This is a genomic window from Modicisalibacter xianhensis (genome assembly GCF_900113605.1).
Taxonomy (GTDB): Bacteria; Pseudomonadota; Gammaproteobacteria; order Pseudomonadales; family Halomonadaceae; genus Modicisalibacter; species Modicisalibacter xianhensis.
Genome location: NZ_FOPY01000024.1, coordinates 1 through 20,149, shown reverse-complemented (window position 1 = coordinate 20,149; position 20,149 = coordinate 1). Strand labels below are relative to the sequence as shown.

At 60.0% G+C, this 20,149-nt stretch carries 22 protein-coding genes and 1 pseudogene; 19 read left to right on the top strand and 4 right to left on the bottom strand.

Annotated elements, in window-relative coordinates; genetic code table 11:
- Nucleotides 1–6 precede the first annotated feature (6 nt).
- Genes ctaD through BM194_RS19135 form a run of 3 tightly spaced genes read left to right on the top strand, consistent with a single transcriptional unit; the run spans nucleotide 7 to nucleotide 3,101 of the window.
- Nucleotides 7–1,644 (top strand): cytochrome c oxidase subunit I, encoded by a 1,638-nt coding sequence (ctaD, locus tag BM194_RS19145; RefSeq protein WP_092850256.1) that lies wholly within the window; start codon nucleotides 7–9, stop codon nucleotides 1,642–1,644.
- Between the two features lie 36 nt (nucleotides 1,645–1,680).
- Nucleotides 1,681–2,244: a cytochrome c oxidase assembly protein gene (locus BM194_RS19140; protein WP_092850253.1), complete on the top strand. Its 564-nt coding sequence runs from the start codon at nucleotides 1,681–1,683 to the stop codon at nucleotides 2,242–2,244.
- Nucleotides 2,241–3,101: a cytochrome c oxidase subunit 3 gene (locus tag BM194_RS19135; RefSeq protein ID WP_092850250.1), complete on the top strand. Its 861-nt coding sequence runs from the start codon at nucleotides 2,241–2,243 to the stop codon at nucleotides 3,099–3,101. Before BM194_RS19140 ends, BM194_RS19135 begins: the two co-directional genes overlap by 4 nt.
- A 6-nt stretch (nucleotides 3,102–3,107) precedes the next feature.
- Here BM194_RS19135 and BM194_RS19130 read toward each other — a convergent pair whose 3' ends face one another.
- Nucleotides 3,108–3,305, bottom strand: a complete 198-nt coding sequence (locus tag BM194_RS19130; RefSeq protein WP_092850248.1) for a DUF2909 family protein — start codon at nucleotides 3,303–3,305, stop codon at nucleotides 3,108–3,110.
- Between BM194_RS19130 and BM194_RS19125 the strand changes: the two genes are divergently transcribed.
- Genes BM194_RS19125 through cyoE form a run of 4 tightly spaced genes read left to right on the top strand, consistent with a single transcriptional unit; the run spans nucleotide 3,304 to nucleotide 6,592 of the window.
- A complete protein-coding gene (locus BM194_RS19125; protein ID WP_092850245.1) occupies nucleotides 3,304–4,035 on the top strand; it encodes an SURF1 family protein in 732 nt (243 codons plus the stop codon). The two genes, BM194_RS19130 and BM194_RS19125, sit on opposite strands and share 2 nt — an antisense overlap.
- Nucleotides 4,032–4,568 carry a hypothetical protein gene (locus BM194_RS19120; RefSeq protein ID WP_092850242.1) on the top strand — a complete coding sequence of 179 codons (537 nt, stop codon included), beginning with the start codon at nucleotides 4,032–4,034 and terminating at the stop codon, nucleotides 4,566–4,568. The genes BM194_RS19125 and BM194_RS19120 overlap by 4 nt, the downstream gene beginning before the upstream one ends.
- Before the next feature lie 55 nt (nucleotides 4,569–4,623).
- Nucleotides 4,624–5,688 carry a COX15/CtaA family protein gene (locus BM194_RS19115; RefSeq protein WP_092850239.1) on the top strand — a complete coding sequence of 355 codons (1,065 nt, stop codon included), beginning with the start codon at nucleotides 4,624–4,626 and terminating at the stop codon, nucleotides 5,686–5,688.
- A complete protein-coding gene (gene cyoE, locus BM194_RS19110) occupies nucleotides 5,681–6,592 on the top strand; it encodes a heme o synthase (protein WP_092850236.1) in 912 nt (303 codons plus the stop codon). Before BM194_RS19115 ends, cyoE begins: the two co-directional genes overlap by 8 nt.
- 71 nt (nucleotides 6,593–6,663) lie before the next feature.
- Here cyoE and BM194_RS19105 read toward each other — a convergent pair whose 3' ends face one another.
- Entirely contained in the window at nucleotides 6,664–8,115 is a 1,452-nt protein-coding gene (locus BM194_RS19105) for an SLC13 family permease (RefSeq protein WP_092850232.1), read from the bottom strand.
- Between the two features lie 112 nt (nucleotides 8,116–8,227).
- Between BM194_RS19105 and BM194_RS19100 the strand changes: the two genes are divergently transcribed.
- From BM194_RS19100 to ihfA, 10 genes are all read left to right on the top strand, one after another.
- A complete protein-coding gene (locus tag BM194_RS19100; protein ID WP_340148092.1) occupies nucleotides 8,228–8,770 on the top strand; it encodes a DUF2489 domain-containing protein in 543 nt (180 codons plus the stop codon).
- Between the two features lie 18 nt (nucleotides 8,771–8,788).
- On the top strand, nucleotides 8,789–9,928 hold the full coding sequence (locus BM194_RS19095; protein WP_092850227.1) for an amidohydrolase: 1,140 nt from the start codon (nucleotides 8,789–8,791) through the stop codon (nucleotides 9,926–9,928).
- Between the two features lie 289 nt (nucleotides 9,929–10,217).
- Nucleotides 10,218–11,108 carry an OmpA family protein gene (locus BM194_RS19090; RefSeq protein WP_092850225.1) on the top strand — a complete coding sequence of 297 codons (891 nt, stop codon included), beginning with the start codon at nucleotides 10,218–10,220 and terminating at the stop codon, nucleotides 11,106–11,108.
- 315 nt (nucleotides 11,109–11,423) lie between these two features.
- The gene (gene thrS, locus BM194_RS19085) at nucleotides 11,424–13,322 is read left to right on the top strand and encodes a threonine--tRNA ligase (RefSeq protein WP_092850222.1); all 1,899 of its coding nucleotides are present in this window, start codon (nucleotides 11,424–11,426) and stop codon (nucleotides 13,320–13,322) included.
- Nucleotides 13,303–13,893, top strand: coding sequence for a translation initiation factor IF-3 (gene infC, locus BM194_RS19080; RefSeq protein WP_462877424.1), 591 nt, complete (start codon nucleotides 13,303–13,305; stop codon nucleotides 13,891–13,893). The genes thrS and infC overlap by 20 nt, the downstream gene beginning before the upstream one ends.
- Nucleotides 13,894–13,983: 90 nt before the next feature.
- Complete coding sequence (rpmI, locus tag BM194_RS19075; RefSeq protein ID WP_092850220.1) at nucleotides 13,984–14,178, top strand: 50S ribosomal protein L35; 195 nt, start codon at nucleotides 13,984–13,986, stop codon at nucleotides 14,176–14,178.
- A gap of 36 nt (nucleotides 14,179–14,214) precedes the next feature.
- Complete coding sequence (rplT, locus tag BM194_RS19070) at nucleotides 14,215–14,568, top strand: 50S ribosomal protein L20 (protein ID WP_092850218.1); 354 nt, start codon at nucleotides 14,215–14,217, stop codon at nucleotides 14,566–14,568.
- Between the two features lie 128 nt (nucleotides 14,569–14,696).
- The gene (pheS, locus tag BM194_RS19065) at nucleotides 14,697–15,716 is read left to right on the top strand and encodes a phenylalanine--tRNA ligase subunit alpha (RefSeq protein ID WP_092850215.1); all 1,020 of its coding nucleotides are present in this window, start codon (nucleotides 14,697–14,699) and stop codon (nucleotides 15,714–15,716) included.
- A 26-nt stretch (nucleotides 15,717–15,742) separates the two neighbouring features.
- The gene (gene pheT / locus BM194_RS19060; RefSeq protein ID WP_092850213.1) at nucleotides 15,743–18,127 is read left to right on the top strand and encodes a phenylalanine--tRNA ligase subunit beta; all 2,385 of its coding nucleotides are present in this window, start codon (nucleotides 15,743–15,745) and stop codon (nucleotides 18,125–18,127) included.
- Nucleotides 18,128–18,154: 27 nt separating this feature from the next.
- Nucleotides 18,155–18,478: an integration host factor subunit alpha gene (gene ihfA / locus BM194_RS19055; RefSeq protein ID WP_092850211.1), complete on the top strand. Its 324-nt coding sequence runs from the start codon at nucleotides 18,155–18,157 to the stop codon at nucleotides 18,476–18,478.
- Between the two features lie 107 nt (nucleotides 18,479–18,585).
- On the opposite strand, the gene BM194_RS19050 is transcribed toward ihfA, so the two are convergent.
- Nucleotides 18,586–18,792 carry a DUF2788 domain-containing protein gene (locus tag BM194_RS19050; RefSeq protein WP_092850209.1) on the bottom strand — a complete coding sequence of 69 codons (207 nt, stop codon included), beginning with the start codon at nucleotides 18,790–18,792 and terminating at the stop codon, nucleotides 18,586–18,588.
- 140 nt (nucleotides 18,793–18,932) lie between these two features.
- Here BM194_RS19050 and BM194_RS19045 point away from each other — a divergent pair, with 140 nt between their 5' ends.
- Nucleotides 18,933–19,397, top strand: a complete 465-nt coding sequence (locus tag BM194_RS19045) for a flavodoxin (protein WP_092850207.1) — start codon at nucleotides 18,933–18,935, stop codon at nucleotides 19,395–19,397.
- A gap of 11 nt (nucleotides 19,398–19,408) precedes the next feature.
- Nucleotides 19,409–19,786, top strand: coding sequence for a hypothetical protein (locus BM194_RS19040; protein WP_092850204.1), 378 nt, complete (start codon nucleotides 19,409–19,411; stop codon nucleotides 19,784–19,786).
- Nucleotides 19,787–19,815: 29 nt separating this feature from the next.
- On the opposite strand, the pseudogene BM194_RS19035 reads toward BM194_RS19040, so the two are convergent.
- A pseudogene (locus BM194_RS19035) lies at nucleotides 19,816–20,149 on the bottom strand (transposase); the annotation flags it as partial.

The window sequence follows — 20,149 nt, the reverse complement described above, 5'->3', positions numbered from 1 at the left end:
GACGTCATGGCCCCGAAGCACCCCCCCAAGGCAAGGCTCGAGCATAGCGAAAACGTGGCGGGCGGCGCCGCAGCCGATGTGCACGAGGCGCACCACCCGAGCGGCCCTCTGCGCTGGCTGCTGACCACCAATCACAAGGAAATCGGCACGCTTTACCTCGTCTTCTCGCTGACCATGTTCCTGATCGGCGGCGTGATGGCGTTGGTGGTTAGACTCGAGCTCTTCCAGCCAGGATTGCAACTGGTCCGACCGGAATTCTTCAACCAAATGACCACCATGCATGGCCTGATCATGGTTTTCGGCGCCGTGATGCCGGGCTTTGTGGGACTTGCAAACTGGATGGTGCCTTTGCAGATCGGCGCGCCGGATATGGCGCTCCCCCGGCTCAATAATTTTAGCTTCTGGTTATTGCCGGTGGCGTTCCTGCTGCTGCTGTCGACGCTGTTGATGCCGGGAGGAGGACCTAACTTCGGCTGGACGTTCTATGCGCCACTGTCGACAACCTATTCACCACCGTCGACGACTTTCTTCATTTTGTCGCTGCACATGGCGGGAATCAGTTCGATCCTGGGTGCTATCAATATTATCGCGACCATTCTCAACCTGCGTGCGCCGGGCATGCGATTGATGGACATGACGCTCTTCGTGTGGACCTGGCTGATCACCGCTTTCCTGTTGATCGCCGTCATGCCTGTGCTGGCGGGGGTGATCACGATGATGCTGCTGGACATCAATTTTGGCACCAGTTTCTTCAACGCAGCCGGCGGTGGTGACCCGGTGCTGTTCCAGCATCTGTTCTGGTTCTTCGGGCACCCAGAAGTCTACATCATGATCCTGCCTGCCTTCGGCATCATTTCGGTGATCGTTCCGACCTTCGCTCGCAAGCCCTTGTTCGGCTATGCCTCGATGGTATATGCCACTGCTTCCATCGCCATCCTGTCTTTCTTGGTATGGGCGCACCATATGTTCTCGGTGGGATTACCGCTCATTGCCGAATTGTTCTTCATGTACACGACAATGCTGATTGCGGTGCCGACCGGAGTGAAAGTCTTCAACTGGATCACGACCCTGTTCCGCGGCTCGATCACCTTCGAAACGCCCATGCTGTTCGCGCTGGCGTTCATCGTGCTGTTCACCATCGGCGGTTTTTCCGGCTTGATGCTGGCCATCGCGCCGGCGGATTTCCAGTACCACGATACCTACTTCGTAGTGGCGCATTTTCACTATGTGCTGGTGCCCGGCGCCGTGTTCTCGATCATGGCCGCCGTCTACTACTGGCTGCCCAAGTGGACCGGACACTATCCGGATGAGCGTATTGGTCGCTGGCATTTCTGGCTATCGGTGATCGGCGTCAATCTGCTGTTCTTTCCAATGCACTTTGCTGGTCTGGCCGGCATGCCGCGGCGTATTCCCGACTATGCGTTGCAGTTCGCCGATTTCAATATGGCGTCGAGTATCGGGGGCTTCCTGTTTGGCCTGTCGCAGCTTTTGTTCGTCTGGGTCGTCATCAAGTGCATCAGGGGCGGGGTGCCGGCGCCGGCCAAGGCGTGGGATGGTGCAACCGACCTGGAGTGGAGCGTGCCGAGTCCGGCACCTTTGCATACTTTCGAAACACCGCCGGATCTTCGGCGAGTCGCAAGCTGACGCGCCGCGCCAGCCTCGAGCGACCGGGAGGCAGCCATGACACCGGTACAGCGAACGGTCACCAAGACACTGGTAGCGCTGGTGGCGATGGTTATGTTCACTATCGCGCTAGTACCGCTTTACGACGTGTTCTGCCAACTGACCGGCCTCAACGGCCGTGCCGCCAGCGAGCCTAGGGTATTTACCCGTGGTGAAGTGGACGAGTCGCGTTACGTGACGGTGCAATTCATCACCCGTAAGGGCAACGGCCTGCCTTGGCGGCTCGAAGCGCTCGACCGGCAGGTCCGGGTTCACCCCGGTCAGGCCTACGAAGTGAACTTCGTCTTTACCAACTATGGCAAGTCAGCCTATCGCGGCAGGGCTGTGCCCAGTGTCAGCCCGGGGGAGGCCTCGCTCTATTTGCGCAAGGTGACTTGCTTCTGTTTTCAGGAGCAGCGACTCGAGGCGGGCGAACGGCTGCAACTACCTATGGTCTTCCAACTTGCGCGAGATATCCCCGAGAGCGTTCACACCGTGACGCTTGCCTACACCCTCTATCCAATGACAGGTCCCCTGGCCGTTATCGAAGACGGAACGACCGGGCAAGGAGGCGATGCATGAGTGGAGGTAGCTACTACGTTCCCGCCAGCAGTAAATGGCCGGTGCTTTCCGGGCTGGCACTGGGGCTGTTCATGATCGGTACCGGAGTCTGGCTGGTTTTCGATCGAGCGGGATACCTGATCGCCGTGGGCGCACTGGCGATCGTCACGGTTATGGCGCTGTGGTTTCGTGATGTGGTTCGGGAGTCGCGAAGCGGTCTCTACGACGAGCAGATGGACCGTTCCTTTCGCTGGGGAATGGGCTGGTTCATCTTTTCGGAAGTGATGTTCTTTGCCGCCTTCTTTGGTGCGCTTTTCTACATTCGAGTGTTTGCCGTGCCTTGGCTCGATGGTGAGGGTGCCAAGGGCATCAGTGCACTGCTATGGCCGGATTTCGTGGCCAGCTGGCCATTGATGAATCCTCCCGACAGCAGCGTGGCCGGACCGCACGAGATTGTCGACCCTTGGCAGTTGCCGCTGGTCAATACGCTGTTCCTCGTCGTGTCCAGTATCACATTGACGCTGGCCCACGAGGGCTTGAAGGAAGGGTATCGCGACAGCGCCCGTAATTGCCTGGTACTGACGATCGTGCTCGGTGTGTGTTTCCTGGTCGTGCAGGGCGTGGAGTACTACGAAGCCTACCATCATCTGGGCGTGACCCTGCAGGCCGGTATCTACGGTGCGACCTTCTTCTTGCTGACGGGCTTTCACGGTGCACATGTCACCGTCGGGGCCACGATACTCATCGTCATGCTCTGGCGACTGCAGAAAGGGCACTTCACTCCTGACCACCATTTCGGTTTCGAAGCGGCAGCCTGGTACTGGCATTTCGTCGATGTGGTGTGGGTTGGCCTGTTCCTGTTCGTTTATGTGTTTTGAGAGAGGTCAGACGGTGTTGGCCAGGTTGCCGAAGTAGAAGCCGTAGACCAGCAGCGTAACCAGTACGACGGCCAGGGTGACGCGGATCTTCAGAGAGGTCAGCAGGCGTCGCGAGTGGCTGTCGTCACGCAGCAGAAAACCGGCGCCGGCCAGCAAGCTGGTGAGCATGGCAAGAAACACGACTGCAATCAGGACTTTGATCATGGGAGGTCCCCGCGACATGGTCACGTTCAGTTCAAACAAGCCTGCGGGTGGCGTCAAGTGGTATTGCCTGTGGTGGGTGTTATGGAGCCTGGTCGTTGTGCTGGGTATGGGGCTCGGAGCCTGGCAGTGGCAACGTGCCGAGGAAAAGCGAATTCATCTGGCGGCGCTGGACAGTGCTCCGTTGTTGTCCATGCCCCAACAATCGCCACCCGACGGGGCACAAATTCTTCTTCATGGCCGCTTTTTGCCCCAGGAAACCCGCTTTCTCGATAATCGTGTCAGGAAGGGGCAGGTCGGCGTGGCCGTGCTCACTCCACTGGTCGACCCTCAAGGGCGCTGGTGGTTGATTGAACGAGGCTTCGTGCCGACCGGACCCTACCGGCACGATCCGGACATACCCACCCCGGTGGGCCCGGTCGACGTCCTTGGGCAGTGGCAGGTCGCTGGTGAAACAGCACCGCTATTCGGGCCCAACCAGGAAGGAAGGCGCCTGCAGCGCATCGAACTTGCTTCCTGGCGGGACGCGTCCCGCTTTGCCTACGCTGGATGGTTGCATCAGGCCGGAGGCGATGGGGCATTTGCCGCTTGGTGGACGCCTAGCGTGATGCCGCCCGAACGACATATGGCCTATGCGGTGCAGTGGTGGCTATTGGCGATCGCTGCACTGGCGATGATGTGGTTCGGCAGGCGGCATGCCTCGCCTCGGCTACCCTGGGAGAACTCGCCATGACAATGCATCTCAGCCATGCCGGACGCCAGCGACTCAAGCTGCTGGCATTGATCGGGGTTTTCATCGGGCCTCTCATCGTAGCCTGGAGCATGGTCGAGTGGCGTGTCGGGATTCCCGACGAGCGCGTGGCTCATGGGCAACTGATGCCGGCGTTACCCAATCTCCAGGCATGGCCTATGCAGGCGTCGTCATTGTCACTGGGGCCCTTCGACTGGGTGCTGGCCTACGACTGCGCAATGGATTGCCCAGCCATCGCTGATCGCTGGTGGCGCTTGCACCGTGCACTGGGTCGCGAAGCCCCACGCCTGACTCGGTTGCGCTTCGGCGGCCAGACTGGCGCTTTGCCTGGCGAGATAGTCGCTCAGTGGCGTGCACGTCCCGCTTGGAGTCATGAGGGATCGCTGTGGCTGATCGATCCCGAGGGTCAGGTGGTGTTGAGCTATCGGCCGTATCACGAGGCCGAGGAAGTATTGGAGGACCTGAGACACCTGCTGAAGATGAATCCGCAGCCTGCCCTGGCAATCAGGGAGTGAGCTGCCCAGGGAGAAGACGACCGACAGGGAAGACGACTGAAGAGGAGCGACAGCAATGGAAGCTGTGCACGCCAGAATGCGTCTGGCCAAGGCCTTGAGTCTACTGGGGGTGATCGTGGCGTTCGGGGTGATCCTGATGGGCGCCTGGACGCGATTGGAGGATGCCGGGCTGGGTTGCCCCGACTGGCCGGGGTGCTACGGTCATGTGCTGGTCCCTGACAGTGCCACGGCATTGGCGCGGTTCCCCCACGCCCCACTCGATGCCGGAAAGGCCTGGTTCGAGATGATCCATCGTTACCTGGCCAGCGGTCTCGGCCTGGTCGTCATCGGGCTTGCCTGGCTTGCCTGGCGCTTACGTCACGTGCCCGGCTATCCCGTGCGCACTAGCCTGGCACTGCTGGGGCTGATCATTGTGCAAGGTGCCTTCGGGGCATTTACGGTGACGCTTCGGCTCTGGCCTCAGATCGTCACGCTGCATCTCGTCGGTGGAATGAGCATCATGCTGCTGTTCCTGTGGCTGCACTTGCGCCAGCGGCAAATCGCCTCACAGCCTTGGTGGTCCGCGAGACTGGCACGCTTGGCCTGGCCAGGTGGGCTGTGGCTGTTTGCAATCGTCGTGCTTGCCGGACAATTGATGCTGGGCGGTTGGACATCAAGTAACTATGCCGGTATCGCCTGCCAAGGCATTCCCTCGTGCAACGGCCAGTGGTGGCCAGCAATGGACTGGGGCGAAGGCTTTCACCTGACTCAGTCGGTCGGTCCCAGTTATCTGCACGGCAAGTTGCACGCCGAAGCCCGTACGGCCATTCATGTGGCACACCGCTTTGGCGCGGTATTGCTGGGAATCGCGCTATGGCTTCTAGTTTGGCGCTATCGCCGCGATACCGCCTTGCGGCCTTTCCTGGGGGTGGCGATGGCGGCCTACCTTGTCCAGGCCGGGCTGGGAATTGCCAATGTCCTGTTCTGGTTGCCGCTCGGGCTGGCACTGGCGCATACCGCAGGCGCTGCGCTGCTCGTTCTGGCAATGACAGCCGCAGTCTGGCGGGTTTCCAGTCTGCCGCGTCGTCTGTTGGCGCGTCCGCCGGGTATCGAGCCTGAAGAGGAGTGGATCAATGCGTGATTCGTTAGTCGCCGAACCCCCGGTCGCCTTGTCGACATGGCACTGGCGAGACTTGGTCGAGCTTGGAAAACCGCGTGTCGTGGTGGTCATGCTGGTCTGCGCGCTTGTCGGAATGGCATTGTCCGTACCAGGCTTGCCACCTGGTGACGCCGTGGTTTTCGGCTTGGTAGGAATTGGCCTGGCGGCTTCCGGTGCAGCTGCCTTCAATCACATTCTGGATCGTCGGCTCGATGCGATGATGGTACGGACCGCCAGGCGCCCGGTGGCGTCGCGCCGATTGCCGACAGTGCTCGCACTCGGTTGGGCGTTGCTGCTTTCCGTGACGGGGCTCGGGCTATTGGCCTGGCAAGTCAATCTATTGACCGCCTGGTTGACCCTGGCCTCGTTGCTGGGCTATGCGCTCGTCTATACAGCATTCTTGAAGCGGGCGACTCCTCAGAACATCACGATCGGTGGCCTGGCCGGGGCGGCGCCGCCACTGCTGGGCTGGACATCAGTGACTGGCAGCGCCGAGCCCGAGGCGCTGCTGCTGGTACTTATCGTCTTTGCCTGGACGCCACCCCATTTCTGGGCCTTGGCCATCCACAAGCGCGATGAGTACGCGCGCGCCAACGTACCGATGCTGCCAGTGACGCATGGTGAGGCTTTCACCCGCTTGCAGGTCTGGCTGTATGGCTGGCTGACCGTGGCTATCACCTTGTTACCGTATGCTACCGGCATGGCTGGTGCCGTTTACCTGGTCGGTGTCGCTGCACTCAACGTGCGCTTCATGCAATGGAACTGGCGTGTCTGGCGGACCAAGGACGAAAGCGCGCCGCTTGCCGCATTCTGGTTCTCGATTCGCTATATCCTGGGCGTCTTTGCGCTCTTGCTGCTGGATCACCATGCCGGGCTGGTCGGTTAATAGAGTCGGACAAGATCTACGCAATGACAAAAGCCGCCGATGCAACGGCGGCTTTGTCCGGCAAGGCCCACTTACCAGAAGGCCCCGACAAGCAGGTAGGCCAGCAGCGTGACCACCACGGTGCCGGCCAGGTTGAGCATGAAGCCAGCGCGAATCATCGACTGGATCTTCATGTGCCCCGTTGCGAAAACGATGGCATTAGGTGGCGTAGCCACCGGCATCATGAAGGCGCAACTAGCAGCAATCGCCGCCGGGACGGTGATCAAAAGTGGCGAGACATCCAGCGACAGGGCCAGTGCGCCGAGCAGGGGCAGGAACGCTGCTGCCGTTGCTGTATTGGAGGTCACTTCGGTCAGGAAGATGATGACCAGCACCACGATGCCGACCAGCAGAATCAGCGGCAGGGCGCCAAACACGGAGAGCTGGTTCGCGATCCACTCCGCCAGCCCCGAGCTTTTGATCGCACCGGCCAGGGCCAGGCCGCCACCGAACAGCAGCAAAACACCCCAGGGCAATCCTTTGGCGCGCTCCCAGTCGAGCAGACGTACATTCTTTTCGTTACCGCTGGGTAACAGGAACAGGGCAAGGCCCGCAGCGATGGCAATGCTGGTGTCGTTGAGCCAGGCTATGCCGGCATCGTTGAGCAGCGGGCGGAAGACCCAGGCCAATGCGGCCAGCAGGAACACGATACCGACCCGGCGCTCGGCTGTCGTCGTGGTGCCGAGTGCCCGTAACTCACTTTTTACCATGGCAGCGCTCTCTTCATTGCTACCCAGCGAAAAGCCGCCACGGGTCAGCCACCACCAGGCAATCAGCATCATCGATATACTGACGGGGACACCAACCATCATCCATTGAGCGAAGCCGATATCGATTCCCCGATCCTCGGCCAGGTAGCCTGCCAGCAAGGCGTTGGGTGGTGTGCCTATCAGGGTGGCGATGCCACCGATGCTTGCCGAATAGGCGATCGCCAGCAACAAGGCCGTGGCATAACGGTTCAGCTCCCTGGGGTCGTTCTTCTCGAGAAGCGAAATGACCGACATGCCGATGGGGAGCATCATGATGCTGGTCGCGGTATTCGACACCCACATGCTGAGAAAGCCCGTCGCAATCATGAAACCACCGATCTGGCGGCGGGGCTGATGCCCGACTATCTGCAGCACCTTCAATGCGATTCGACGGTGCAGGTTCCAGCGCTGCATGCCGATGCCGAGCAGAAAGCCGCCGAGGAACAGGAAAATGATCGGGTTGGCATAGCTCGAGGCGGTTGGCGTGAGTTCACCGATACCCATGGCGGGGACCAACACCAAGGGCAGTAACGAGGTGGCGGGAATCGGGATGGCTTCGGTCGCCCACCAGGTGGCCATCAGCAGGGCCAGGCCGACACAGGCCCAGGCCGGTTCGGACATACCGGCCGGGGCGGGCAAGACCAGCGTAAGCACGAGCCAGGCCGGGCCTAGCCATAAGCCGATACGCGCCGCCGTCGACGGGCGCGCTTCCTGATCATTGGTTGGGTTATCCATGCACTATCTCCCTTGCTGCAATCCTGAAATGCGGCAGACCCTACCACACCCTAGCTCAACTGGTGGCAATGGAGGTATGCCTTGCGGCACCGGACCGTGCCGGAGAGGGGGAATGGCTAATTCCCCGGTTGGGCCAAGGGAATCGGCCACGTATACTGCGCTCAATTCATCGACGGTCGAGGAAGAGATGAGTGAAACAGCAGCCTGGCTAATGCTGGGTGCGGGGGTGATCGTGATCATCGCCCTGAGCAGCTATGCCACCAAGTTGTGGCGCGAGGTCAAGCGTCGCGAGGCACTGAAGAAAGACGAAGTCCGTCGTGCCAACGACAATTGCCTGCAAAGTCTTGAGCTGTTAGCCACAGCCATGCTCAATGATCAGGTCGATCCGATCGAGGGCAGCCTGCGCTGCAAGGTGTTGTTGGAAATCATCGACCCGGCTCTGATCGAGCGCTCCGGCTTTCGGATATTTGGCGAAGTGCATCAGCGCACGTCTCACCTGCATACGCACTCGGCGCGTCGTGAGCTGTCTCCGCGCGAGCGTATGCGTGAGGACCGAGAGCGCCTGGCAGTCGAGGATGAATTACGCGACAGTATTCTCCAGGCGGCGCGTAACGTACTCGATTTCAAGCAGCGCTGGCCTTCCAGCCTGAACTAGCGAATGACGAGGGCCCAGATGATAATGCTCGATACCTCTCTTGCGGAACTTCGTCACCACCTGCATGCCGTGCCGGAACTGTCAGGCGAGGAGGTTGCAACGGCAGAACGCATTGCCGCATGGCTGGAGGAGGCTGGCGCCGATCAGGTGCTACGCAACCTGGGTGGCCATGGCGTGGCTGGCGTGTTTCAGGGGGAGATACCCGGGCCACGTGTATTACTGCGTGCCGAACTCGATGCGTTGCCGATCGACGAGCAGGGCGACAAGCACTGGCGGTCGATACGCGAGCATGTGGCCCACAGTTGTGGTCATGATGGCCATATGGCCGTGTTGCTGGGTGTGGCCCAGCGCCTGGCGCATCAGCGCCCCGCGCGTGGCGAAGTCGTGCTGCTCTTCCAACCGGCGGAAGAGACGGGGGAAGGGGCCAGGCGTATCGTGGCGTGCGATGATTTCGAGCGCATTCGCCCGGATCATGCCTATGCCTTTCACAACTTGCCCGGACGTCCCATGGGCGAAGTCTCGGTTCGCAACGGGGCGTTTACCTGTGCTTCACGTGGCATGATCATTCGCCTGAATGGCTTGTGTTCCCATGCTGCTCACCCCGAGTTGGGACGCAGTCCTGCCATGGCCATGTGCCGTATTCTGCAGGGGCTGAAGCGTCTTCCGCAGCAAATGCCCGACGACCATGGCCTTGTCATGGTCACGCTCATACATGCCCGTCTTGGCGAAATCGCTTTCGGGACATCGCCAGGTCAGGCAGAAGTGATGGCGACGTTGCGTACGGCAAGTGACGATATGATGCGGGCACTGGCGGAAGCGGCCGTTGCCTTGGCGCGTGCCGAAGCCGAAGAGGAACAACTGGGCATCGAGATCGATTGGTGCGATGCTTTTGCCGCCACAACCAATACAGAAGAGGCGGTGCGAGCGGTCGAAACGGTGGCTGCCGGTCAGGGGTTGCCGGTGTCGCGCATGGAAACGCCGCATCGCTGGTCGGAGGACTTCGGCGCCTTGAGTGCTGTCGCCAATGGTGCGATGTTCACCTTGGGGGCGGGGGAGGAATGCCTCCCACTGCATCACCCGGGCTATGATTTTCCCGACCCGTTGCTTGAGGCAGGGAGAGGAATTTTTCTTGGGCTTATTCATCACCATCTTGCATAATGCCTGTGGATTATCCAGCCTTATACGAGGCTGTTACAGATGGTAAAAGGATCAGCCAATATCCTGTCGGCCCTTGAGAGTGCTGCTAGGATAGGTAGAACCGTGAATCGTTGCCATAGTATGCAACGATGACGGGAAGGCACGGTTTGTTTGGCCGGCATTTGCCGGGTGCTTTCTTTTTCGGGGGATGGATGAGCTTTTGAGGCTCACTTCCTTAGAGGGGCAGTTTTTTGCCCTGCTAAGTAACGTTACGTTACAACTAGCGCTGTGTGTTAAGAAGGAGTCTTACATGAAAAAATCAACCACTGGCTTGTTGCTGGGTTCCGCTCTGGTCGTTGGCCTGTCGGGCTGCGCCAACTCGGGTGCTCAGTCCACTTCTTCCTATGGAAGCGAACAGGACGCCTGGTATCAGTCGCCGTTCGTCTGTGGTCTGGCCGGCGGCCTGATCGGGGGTGGTATCGGTTATGCCACCAGCAGCGAATCAGACGAGGACGATGGCGCAGCGCTGGGTAGCGTGGCTGGCGCTACTGCTGGCGCACTGCTTTGCGCGGATTTCTCGTCGCAGATAGGCGATAGCGATGGCGATGGCGTGCCCGACGATCGCGACCAGTGTCCGAACACGCCGGCCGGTGTGGCTGTCGATGCCAGCGGTTGCCCGCTCGATACCGACGGTGACGGTGTGCCGGACTACATGGATGAGTGCCCGGGAACGCCGGCCGGTGTCGAAGTCAACGCTTCCGGCTGCCCGCTGGATTCCGATGGCGACGGCGTACCGGATTACATGGATCAGTGCCCGAACACCCCGGCAGGTGCCGAGGTCAACGCATTGGGCTGTGAAGCCGATGTGGTCCTCCAGGACGTCAACTTCGAGTTCGACTCTGCCCAGCTGACGCCTGGGGCCGAGCGTATCCTCGACGGCGTTGCGCAGAAGCTGAGCGCCAACGAGAACGTTCGGGTGCGTCTGGAAGGTCATACCGATTCTGTCGGTTCCGATTCCTACAACAAGGATCTGTCCCAGCGTCGTGCCAACTCCGTCAAGGACTACCTGACATCTCAGGGCATCGCTGCCAGCCGCATGCAGGCCATCGGTTACGGTGAAGAGCAGCCGATCGCGACCAACGAGACGGCTGCGGGCCGCGCCCAGAACCGCCGTGTCGAACTCGGCGAGTGGCAGCAGTAATCGAGCCTCCAGCCTCGCTGGATCGCCGCCGGGCATGACCCGGTCATGAAAGGAGAGGGTGCCAATTGGCACCCTCTTTTTCTTTATGAGCGTAAACGAATCGATCGACGACGTAGCGGTGGACGAACGGTTACCAGGGCTGCTAATGTTCCTCCCTCTTCGGCATCCGCCATCGGGCAACGTCTCACCCCACATGTCCGGAACATGTCTACTGCGTGATGGCCCGGTAGGAACCGAAGCATTCGACTCAATTCATGACTCCTGCGATACGTGGTCCCTGGTATGGATCACCACTGCGCCCGAAGGAAGCCTTCAATGCCCATCGTTACCCTGCCTGACGGTAGTCAAAGAACGTTCGAAGAATCCATCAGCATCATGCAACTTGCCGAGTCCATCGGTCCTGGCCTGGCCAAGGCCTGTGTCGGTGGCAAGATCAACGGCATTGCGGTCGATGCAGCCGACATGATCGAGCAGGATGCCGAGGTGGCGATCCTTACCGCCAAGGATCCGGAAGGGCTCGAGATTATCCGGCATTCCTGTGCTCACCTGATCGGGCATGCCGTCAAGCAGCTTTATCCCGATGCCAAGATGGCCATCGGTCCCGTCATCGAGGACGGTTTCTACTATGACATCGACTTCGGTCGCTCGGTGAACCCCGAGGACCTCGAAGCCATCGAGCAGCGCATGAAGCAGTTGATCGACAAGGGCTATGACGTGGTGCGCGAATACGCTGACCGCGACAAGGCCATGTTGACGTTCCTGCATCGCGACGAGCCCTACAAGCAGGAAATCGTCCGCGAGATTCCCGAAGGCGATACCATTCGTCTGTATCACCATGAAGAATATACGGACATGTGCCGCGGCCCGCACGTGCCCAACACACGCCACCTCAAGGCCTTCAAGCTGACCAAGCTGGCCGGGGCCTATTGGCGTGGCGATGCTAGCAAGCCCATGCTGACCCGTATCTACGGGACGGCCTGGCCCGACAAGAAGCAGCTCAACGCCTATCTCAAGCGCCTCGAAGAGGCGGAAAAGCGCGATCACCGCAAGCTGGCCAAGCGCATGGACCTCTTCCACCTGCAGGAAGAGGCGCCCGGCATGGTCTTCTGGCATCCCAACGGCTGGACGATATATCAGGCGCTCGAGCAATACATGCGTCGTGTACAGCGGGAGCACGGCTACCAGGAGATCAAGACGCCCCAGGTCATCGATCTATCGCTATGGAAGAAGTCCGGTCACTGGGGCCATTATTCCGAACTCATGTTCACCACCGAGTCGGAAAAGCGGGATTTTGCGGTCAAGCCGATGAACTGTCCCGGTCATGTCCAGGTCTTCAACCAGGGCCTCAAGAGCTACCGCGACTTGCCGCTGCGGCTGGCCGAGTTCGGTAGCTGTCATCGAAACGAGCCGTCCGGCTCGCTGCATGGCCTCATGCGTGTGCGCGCCTTTACCCAGGACGACGCGCATATCTTCTGTACGGAAGGGCAAATCCAATCCGAGGCCGAGGCGTTCATCAAATTGACGCTGCAGGTCTACAAGGATCTGGGATTCGATGACGTCGAACTCAAGCTCTCTACGCGTCCCGATTCCTATGTCGGCGAGCTCGAAAATTGGGAGCGCGCCGAGAAGGGCCTGGCACAGGCACTGGATGCTTCGGGGCTGGAGTGGGAGCTGTTGCCTGGCGAAGGGGCGTTCTATGGGCCCAAGATCGAATTCTCGTTGCGCGATTGCCTGAATCGTGTCTGGCAGTGTGGTACCCTGCAACTTGATTTCAACCTGCCGGGGCGCCTGGGCGCTCAATATGTCGATGAGGATGGCGCACGCAAGACGCCAGTCATGCTGCACAGGGCGATTCTCGGTTCGTTCGAGCGTTTCCTGGGGATCCTGATCGAGCATTACGCCGGTGCGCTACCGTTATGGCTGGCGCCGCAGCAGGCCTCTATCCTGACCATTACCGACGCACAACGTGATTATGCTCTCGATCTTGAGCGCCGCTTGCAGAAAATCGGCTTCCGCGTCAAGGCGGACTTGAGGAACGAGAAGATCGGCTTTAAAATTCGTGAGCATACGTTGCAGAAGGTCCCGTACCTGCTGGTAGTCGGGGACAAGGAAATCGAGTCCGATTCAGTGGCCGTTCGTACCCGTAGCGGTGAAGATCTGGGCACCATGAAGGTCGAGGACCTGATGGCGCGCCTTGACGCCGAACGGGGCTAACGACAACGTCAACCAGAACGGAGACATAGCGATCAAGCGAAGCAACCCAAGAGGGCGGCCCCAAGAAAAGCGCCCCCCGATGAATGAGCGGATTACCGAGGATCAGGTTCGCCTTATCGACAGTGATGGCGAGCAGTTGGGTGTCGTACCGACGCGGGACGCGTTGGAGCGCGCCGAAGCGGCTGGCCTAGACCTGGTGCAGATTTCCAATGCCGATCCGATCGTCTGCAAGATCATGGATTACGGCAAATTCGTCTTCGAGCAGAAAAAGCAAAAGGCTGCTCAGAAGAAGAAGACCAAGCAGATCCAGGTCAAGGAAGTCAAATTCCGGCCTGGCACCGACGAGGGCGATTATCAGGTCAAGCTACGTAACCTGATCCGCTTCCTCGAAGGTGGCGACAAGGGCAAGGTCACGCTGCGTTTCCGTGGCCGCGAGATGGCGCACCAGGAGATCGGCCGCAAGCTGATGGAGCGCATCGCCGCGGATCTCGAGGAACTGGCGAACGTCGAGTCCTTCCCCAAGATGGAAGGGCGCCAGATGATCATGATCCTCGCCCCCAAGAAGAAGTGATCCGAAGGCAGTTAAACGGATAGCCATGATGCGTGTCGTCATGGCTATCGGCCCCGGGTTTTCTAAAGAAACCGAGCGGAGTTTTCACTCATGCCGAAAATCAAGAGCAACAGTGGCGCTTCCAAGCGCTTCAAGAAGACAGCTAACGGCTTCAAGCACAAGCAGTCTTTCCGTAGCCACATCCTGACCAAGAAATCCACCAAGCGTAAGCGTCAGCTGCGCGGCACCAAGCTGATTCACGATGCCGACAAGGCTCTGATCCAGCGCATGCTGCCCAACCTGTAACCCTTGGTAGAACCGTCTTAACGTCAGGAGAATGCTATGACTCGTGTCAAGCGTGGCGTCGTTGCACGTCGCCGTCACAAGAAGATCTTGAAGCAGGCCAAGGGCTACTACGGTGCCCGGTCGCGTGTATTCCGCGTTGCCAAGCAGGCTGTCATCAAGGCAGGCCAGTACGCCTACCGTGACCGCCGTCAGCGCAAGCGCCAGTTCCGCGCCCTGTGGATCGCCCGTATCAATGCGGCGGCCCGCCAGAACGGACTGTCCTATAGCCGCTTCATTGCCGGCCTCAAGCAGGCGGGTATCGAGATCGACCGTAAGGTGCTGGCCGATCTCGCCGTTCACGAAAAGGCCGCCTTTGCCGCTATCGTCGAGAAGGCCAAGGCTGCCCAGTAAATGATGGCTGCGATACCACTAAGGTATCGTCAACCATCGTGAACGTCGCAGGGGAAGAGCAGCCGCTCTTCCCCTGTTTTTTTGAGCGCCACCTGGCGCTTTTTGACCCAAGTTTCGGAGCAGAACGGATGGAGCATCTTCCCAATCTGGTAGCCGAGGCGCGTGCAGCCATCGCGGCGGCGGACGGCGTGGCATCGCTTGACGAGGTCAGGGTTCGGTACCTCGGCAAGAAGGGTGAGATCACCGCCTTGCTCAAGGGGCTGGGCAAGCTGGCCCCCGAGGAGCGCCCTCAGGCTGGCGAGAGAATCAACCAGGCCAAGCAGCAGCTCAGCAGCGAACTGGATGCGCGCAAGCACGCCCTTGAACAGGAAGCGCTACAGGCGCGTCTGGCCGCCGAGCGTCTGGACGTCACCCTGCCAGGGCGCGGCCAGACCAATGGTGGCCTGCATCCCGTGACACGCACGTTGGAGCGTATCGAAGGGCTGTTCACCCGTATCGGTTATGACGTTGCCGTCGGACCCGAGATCGAGGACGACTACCATAACTTCGAGGCGCTCAACATTCCGGCCCATCATCCGGCACGCGGCATGGCCGATACCTTCTATTTCGACGCCACGCGGTTACTGCGCACGCATACCTCGCCAGTCCAGGTGAGAACCATGAAGAGCCAGGAGCCACCGATTCGCATCGTCTGTCCGGGGCGCGTCTACCGCAGCGATTCCGACCTGACCCATACACCGATGTTCCATCAGGTCGAAGGGCTGCTGGTCGACGAAGATGTCAGTTTCGCCGATCTCAAGGGAACCATCGAGGACTTCCTCAAGGCGTTCTTCGAGCGTGACGAATTGTCCGTGCGCTTCCGGCCATCCTATTTTCCGTTCACCGAGCCGTCCGCCGAGGTCGATATCCAGTGCGTGATATGCAATGGCGACGGTTGCCGTGTCTGCTCGCATAGCGGCTGGCTCGAGGTCATGGGCTGCGGCATGGTGCACCCGGCAGTGTTCAAGCATTCTGGAATCGATGCCGAGCGCTACAAGGGGTTTGCCTTCGGCATGGGAGCCGAACGACTCGCGATGCTGCGATATGGTGTCAACGATCTGCGCCTGTTTTTCGAAAACGATCTGCGCTTTCTGCGCCAGTTCGCCTGACCGCTTAGAGGAGATAGGAAGGCAAGATGAAATTTTCCGAACAGTGGTTGCGTGAATGGGTTTCTCCCACGCTGGAGACCCAGGCGCTTGCCGACCAGATCACCATGGCTGGCCTCGAGGTGGATGCCGTCGAGCCGGTGGCTTCGGTTTTCGAAGGCGTGGTCGTCGCCGAAGTCGTCGACAAGGTTACGCATCCTGACGCAGACAAGCTCAATGTCTGTCGTGTCGACGATGGCTCCGGCGAGGACGTTCAGGTAGTGTGCGGCGCCCCTAATGTGGCCGTGGGCCAAAAAGTGCCTTTCGCGCGGGTCGGGGCGGTACTGCCTGGCGATTTCAAGATCAGGAAGGCCAAGCTGCGTGGCGTGGAGTCCCGCGGCATGATCTGCTCGGCCTCTGAGCTGGGTCTCGAGGAGGAGACGTCTGCCGGTATCCTCGAACTGCCGCTAGACGCACCGAAGGGCAAGGACTTTCGCGAGTGGATGCACCTCGATGACCACATGATCGAGGTCGATCTGACACCCAACCGGGGCGATTGCCTGAGCCTGAAGGGCATGGCGCGTGAAGTGGGCGTGTTGAACCGTCTGCCGTTGACACCGCCCGAAGCCGGGGAGCACGCACCTGTTCATGACGAGGTGTTCCCTGTCCATGTCGAGGCTCCCGAGCGCTGTCCCCGCTATGTGGGGCGTGTCGTAAAGAATGTCGATGTCACGGCTACTACACCGCTGTGGATGGTCGAGCGGTTGCGCCGTAGCGGTGTGCGTTCCATCGACCCGGTCGTCGACATCACCAACTATGTGATGCTTGAGTTGGGGCAGCCGATGCATGCCTTCGACCTGGCCAATCTGAGCGAAGGCATCGTGGTGCGTTCGGCGCGCGAGGGCGAGACACTGGTCCTTCTCGACGGACAGAGTGTTGCCCTGCGCGAGGACTCGCTGATCATTGCGGACGGTGAAAAGCCGTTGGCGATTGCCGGCGTCATGGGCGGGGAGCATTCAGGGGTCAGTGCAAGAACGCGCGATGTCTTCCTTGAGTCGGCTTTCTTCACGCCATTGGCTGTGGCCGGCCAGGCGCGCTCCTATGGCTTGCATACCGATGCCTCGCACCGTTTCGAGCGTGGTGTCGATCCGGCGCTGACTCGTCAAGCCGTTGAGCGAGCTACCACGCTGCTGCTCGAAATAACCGGTGGTGAACCGGGTCCGCTCAGCGAGACGGCCAGCCCCGACCACCTTCCGGTCGAACGGCAGGTCCGTTTGCGTGCTGCCCGCATCGAGCAGTGCCTGAACCTGGCGCTACCGGGAGAGGATGTTGTCGATATCCTCGAGCGCCTGGGGATGCAGGTCGTCGTCGATGGCGAAGGAAGCTGGTTGGTCACGGTGCCGAGCTGGCGTTTCGACATTGCCATCGAAGAAGACCTGATCGAAGAGTTGGCGCGTATTCATGGCTACAATCGCTTGCCGGTACGGCGTCCCGCGGCGCGGCTTGGGCTGCGGGCAGATGGCGAAAGCCGCCAGCCAATGGCGAGGTTGCGTCGCCAGATGGTGGCGCGAGGATATCAGGAAGCGATCAGCTACAGTTTCGTGGCTCCCGACCTCCAGGCCCTGCTGGCACCGGGCGTCGACGCGCCGCAACTGGCCAATCCGATTTCCAGCGATATGTCGGTCATGCGCGCCAGCCTGTTCCCGGGCCTGGTCAAGGCGTTGATGCATAACCTCAATCGCCAGCAGCAGCGCGTTCGCCTGTTCGAGACGGGGCTGGTATTCCGTGGTCAGCTCGATGCGCTGGAACAGCTTCCCATGCTGGGCGGGCTGATCTGTGGCGTACGCGATCCCGAAGGGTGGGCGGCCCACCGTGAGAGTGTCGATTTCTTCGATCTCAAGGGCGACCTGGAAAGCTTGATTGCCGTTGGCGGTGAGTCGTCTGCCTGGCGCTTCGAGCCGGATGAGCATCCCGCACTGCATCCCGGCCAGGCGGCACGGATCTATCGCCATGAGAAGCCGGCAGGCTGGATCGGTGCGTTACACCCGGCAGTACGCGCCGAGCTCGGGCTGCGTGTCGATGCCTATCTGTTCGAAGTCAGGCTCGATGCGCTGAGCGAAGGCCGTTTGCCGGCATTCACGCCGCTGTCCCGCTACCCCGAGGTCCGTCGTGACCTGGCGCTGGTCGTCGAGGAGGACGTGCCGGTTCAGGCGCTACTGGATACCCTGCGCGAGAAAGCCGGAGAATGGCTGACCGATCTGCGTCTTTTCGACGTCTACCAAGGGGCAGGCGTAGAGAAAGGTCGCAAGAGTATCGCCTTGGGCTTGACCTGGCAGCATCCTTCACGCACGCTGAATGATGATGAAATCAATCAGTTAGTCGATGGGATCATCGCCGAGTCCCGGCTGCGCTTCGAGGCGGAACTGCGGGGCTGAATCGACATCCTGCACGAAGGAGTGACCATGGGTGCGTTGACCAAGGCGGAACTGGCCGAACATCTTCATACGGAACTTGGCTTCTCCAAGCGCGAAGCCAAGAGCATGGTTGAAGCGTTCTTCGAGGAAATCCGCGGCTGCCTGCGCGAAAACGAACAGGTCAAGCTGTCGGGATTCGGCAACTTCGACCTGCGCGACAAGCGAGAGCGACCGGGGCGCAACCCCAAGACTGGTGAAGAAATCCCCATTTCGGCACGTCGGGTGGTGACGTTTCGGCCGGGCCAGAAACTCAAGGCTCGGGTTGAGCAGTTCGAAGGTGAAATTTCCGACGTCGTCGCAACGCATTCCTGATTGCATCCGGGCACAAGACAGTCCCGTCAGACCAGCTCCGCTCCAGCCACGCCATGCTCCATGGCGTGGCTTTTTCACTGCATCGGTCACTACATTGGCGCTTGGAGCTACAAGCCGCCGCTCTCCATCATCTCGGTAATGACCGTCTTGATGACGAAGCCAAGCATGCCTGCCCCCAGCACGATAAACAGCATGATGGTGCCGAACTTGCCGGCCTTTGACTTGCGTGCCAGGTCCCAGATGATGAAGCACATGAAAAGGATCAGGCCGCCGATCATGATCGGCGTGATCCAAGCCTCGAATGTGCTCTCCATGTTTGCCTCCTTACGATGAGAGGGCCAGTATAGCCAGCGCAAGGGGCTTGCGCATTCCCAATGGCAGTCCGGCGCCGTGCGTGGGCGCATTGGGGATTCCATGCTAACATTCGGGCAAATTTCCCAAGCAATGGCCATCAATGTCCACGCTAAAGATTTTCGTCGGTACCATGTATGGCGGTGCCCTGGATGTCGCGGAGCAGGTCAAGCCTCTCTTCGAGGAAGCAGGTTACGATGTCAGCATCCTCGAGCAGCCGACACTGGACGACCTGATCGATTCGCCCACCGATCTGGCGCTCTTTTGCGTCTCGACAACGGGTAGCGGCGACTATCCCGGCAATTTCGTGCCGTTCGCTCGCGAAATCGACGAACGTCATCCGGCACTGACCGAGTTGCGCTACGGGTTGATTGCCCTGGGTGACAGTTCCTATGGCGAAACCTACTGTGGGGCGGGGCGCTCCCTCGATGCCTTGCTGGAAGAGCATGGGGCGCAACGGCTTGGTGAGCGTCTCGAGGTCGATGCCATGGAAACGTTCATGGCGGACGATGCAGCAATACCCTGGGTGGAAGCCTGGATCGAAGAGCAGGGCTTGCGCAAAGGCTGACGGAGTCCATCATGACTGCATCCATGACCCCCGAGCGTCTCAGCACGTTAATCGGCGTGTTGGTGGCGATACTCGCAACGCTACCTCGGTATTGGTTCGGGGCTGTCGATCAGGGGCGTTTATCATTAATTCTCATCGCTTTTGCCGTGGTAGCCATCGTCGCTGGCGTTGCCTGGCGGCTCCTGACCCAGCCGGCACGTAAACGCCTGCCGGGGTTGCTGGCAAGGTTGTCCCTCAATCTCGTGTTGGGATGTTTGCTGGTCGCTATCTGGCAGTGGTTCGAGCGGGGTGGGGTGGTACCGCTCTTGCTGTTGTCGCACGGGGCGACGTTTGGGTTGCTGATCCATGCCCTGACCGTAGGCTGGCGCCGTCGTGGTGACGACCGCTGATAGGAATGACGCGAGCTAAGACGAGTTGTCTAGTCCTGAAATAGGTTGACACCTAATTTCGCCTCAGAGCGCCCGATGCACTGCATCGGGCGTTTTGTATTTCAGGGCCAGGTGGGGCCGGTCACGGTTATAAATTTCAACCGATTCGTTGACCATGGTGCGGGCTTGGTCCAGGTCCCAAGGCTGCACCAACAGGAACTCCGTTTTCAGGATTCCATTAACCCGCTCCGCCAAGGCATTCTGGTAGCAGTCGTAGCCATCGGTCATCGAACAGCGGATGCCATGACGAGCGTGCAGGCGCTGGTAGCGATCGCAGCAATACTGAATGCCTCGGTCCGAATGATGAATCAACGGCTGGTCACC

What these genes read in the sequence shown, in the direction of transcription:
- BM194_RS19125 (WP_092850245.1), top strand. Translation starts at nt 3,304, where the DNA reads ATGGGAGGTCCCCGCGACATGGTCACGTTCAGTTCAAACAAGCCTGCG.
- BM194_RS19050 (WP_092850209.1), bottom strand. Translation starts at nt 18,792, where the DNA reads ATGGAGAGCACATTCGAGGCTTGGATCACGCCGATCATGATCGGCGGC.
- rplT (WP_092850218.1), top strand. Translation starts at nt 14,215, where the DNA reads ATGACTCGTGTCAAGCGTGGCGTCGTTGCACGTCGCCGTCACAAGAAG.
- BM194_RS19045 (WP_092850207.1), top strand. Translation starts at nt 18,933, where the DNA reads ATGTCCACGCTAAAGATTTTCGTCGGTACCATGTATGGCGGTGCCCTG.
- thrS (WP_092850222.1), top strand. Translation starts at nt 11,424, where the DNA reads ATGCCCATCGTTACCCTGCCTGACGGTAGTCAAAGAACGTTCGAAGAA.
- BM194_RS19100 (WP_340148092.1), top strand. Translation starts at nt 8,228, where the DNA reads ATGGCTAATTCCCCGGTTGGGCCAAGGGAATCGGCCACGTATACTGCG.
- BM194_RS19105 (WP_092850232.1), bottom strand. Translation starts at nt 8,115, where the DNA reads ATGGATAACCCAACCAATGATCAGGAAGCGCGCCCGTCGACGGCGGCG.
- BM194_RS19095 (WP_092850227.1), top strand. Translation starts at nt 8,789, where the DNA reads ATGATAATGCTCGATACCTCTCTTGCGGAACTTCGTCACCACCTGCAT.
- ctaD (WP_092850256.1), top strand. Translation starts at nt 7, where the DNA reads ATGGCCCCGAAGCACCCCCCCAAGGCAAGGCTCGAGCATAGCGAAAAC.
- cyoE (WP_092850236.1), top strand. Translation starts at nt 5,681, where the DNA reads ATGCGTGATTCGTTAGTCGCCGAACCCCCGGTCGCCTTGTCGACATGG.
- BM194_RS19130 (WP_092850248.1), bottom strand. Translation starts at nt 3,305, where the DNA reads ATGATCAAAGTCCTGATTGCAGTCGTGTTTCTTGCCATGCTCACCAGC.
- BM194_RS19140 (WP_092850253.1), top strand. Translation starts at nt 1,681, where the DNA reads ATGACACCGGTACAGCGAACGGTCACCAAGACACTGGTAGCGCTGGTG.
- BM194_RS19040 (WP_092850204.1), top strand. Translation starts at nt 19,409, where the DNA reads ATGACTGCATCCATGACCCCCGAGCGTCTCAGCACGTTAATCGGCGTG.
- BM194_RS19120 (WP_092850242.1), top strand. Translation starts at nt 4,032, where the DNA reads ATGACAATGCATCTCAGCCATGCCGGACGCCAGCGACTCAAGCTGCTG.
- BM194_RS19135 (WP_092850250.1), top strand. Translation starts at nt 2,241, where the DNA reads ATGAGTGGAGGTAGCTACTACGTTCCCGCCAGCAGTAAATGGCCGGTG.
- ihfA (WP_092850211.1), top strand. Translation starts at nt 18,155, where the DNA reads ATGGGTGCGTTGACCAAGGCGGAACTGGCCGAACATCTTCATACGGAA.
- pheT (WP_092850213.1), top strand. Translation starts at nt 15,743, where the DNA reads ATGAAATTTTCCGAACAGTGGTTGCGTGAATGGGTTTCTCCCACGCTG.
- rpmI (WP_092850220.1), top strand. Translation starts at nt 13,984, where the DNA reads ATGCCGAAAATCAAGAGCAACAGTGGCGCTTCCAAGCGCTTCAAGAAG.
- pheS (WP_092850215.1), top strand. Translation starts at nt 14,697, where the DNA reads ATGGAGCATCTTCCCAATCTGGTAGCCGAGGCGCGTGCAGCCATCGCG.
- BM194_RS19115 (WP_092850239.1), top strand. Translation starts at nt 4,624, where the DNA reads ATGGAAGCTGTGCACGCCAGAATGCGTCTGGCCAAGGCCTTGAGTCTA.
- BM194_RS19090 (WP_092850225.1), top strand. Translation starts at nt 10,218, where the DNA reads ATGAAAAAATCAACCACTGGCTTGTTGCTGGGTTCCGCTCTGGTCGTT.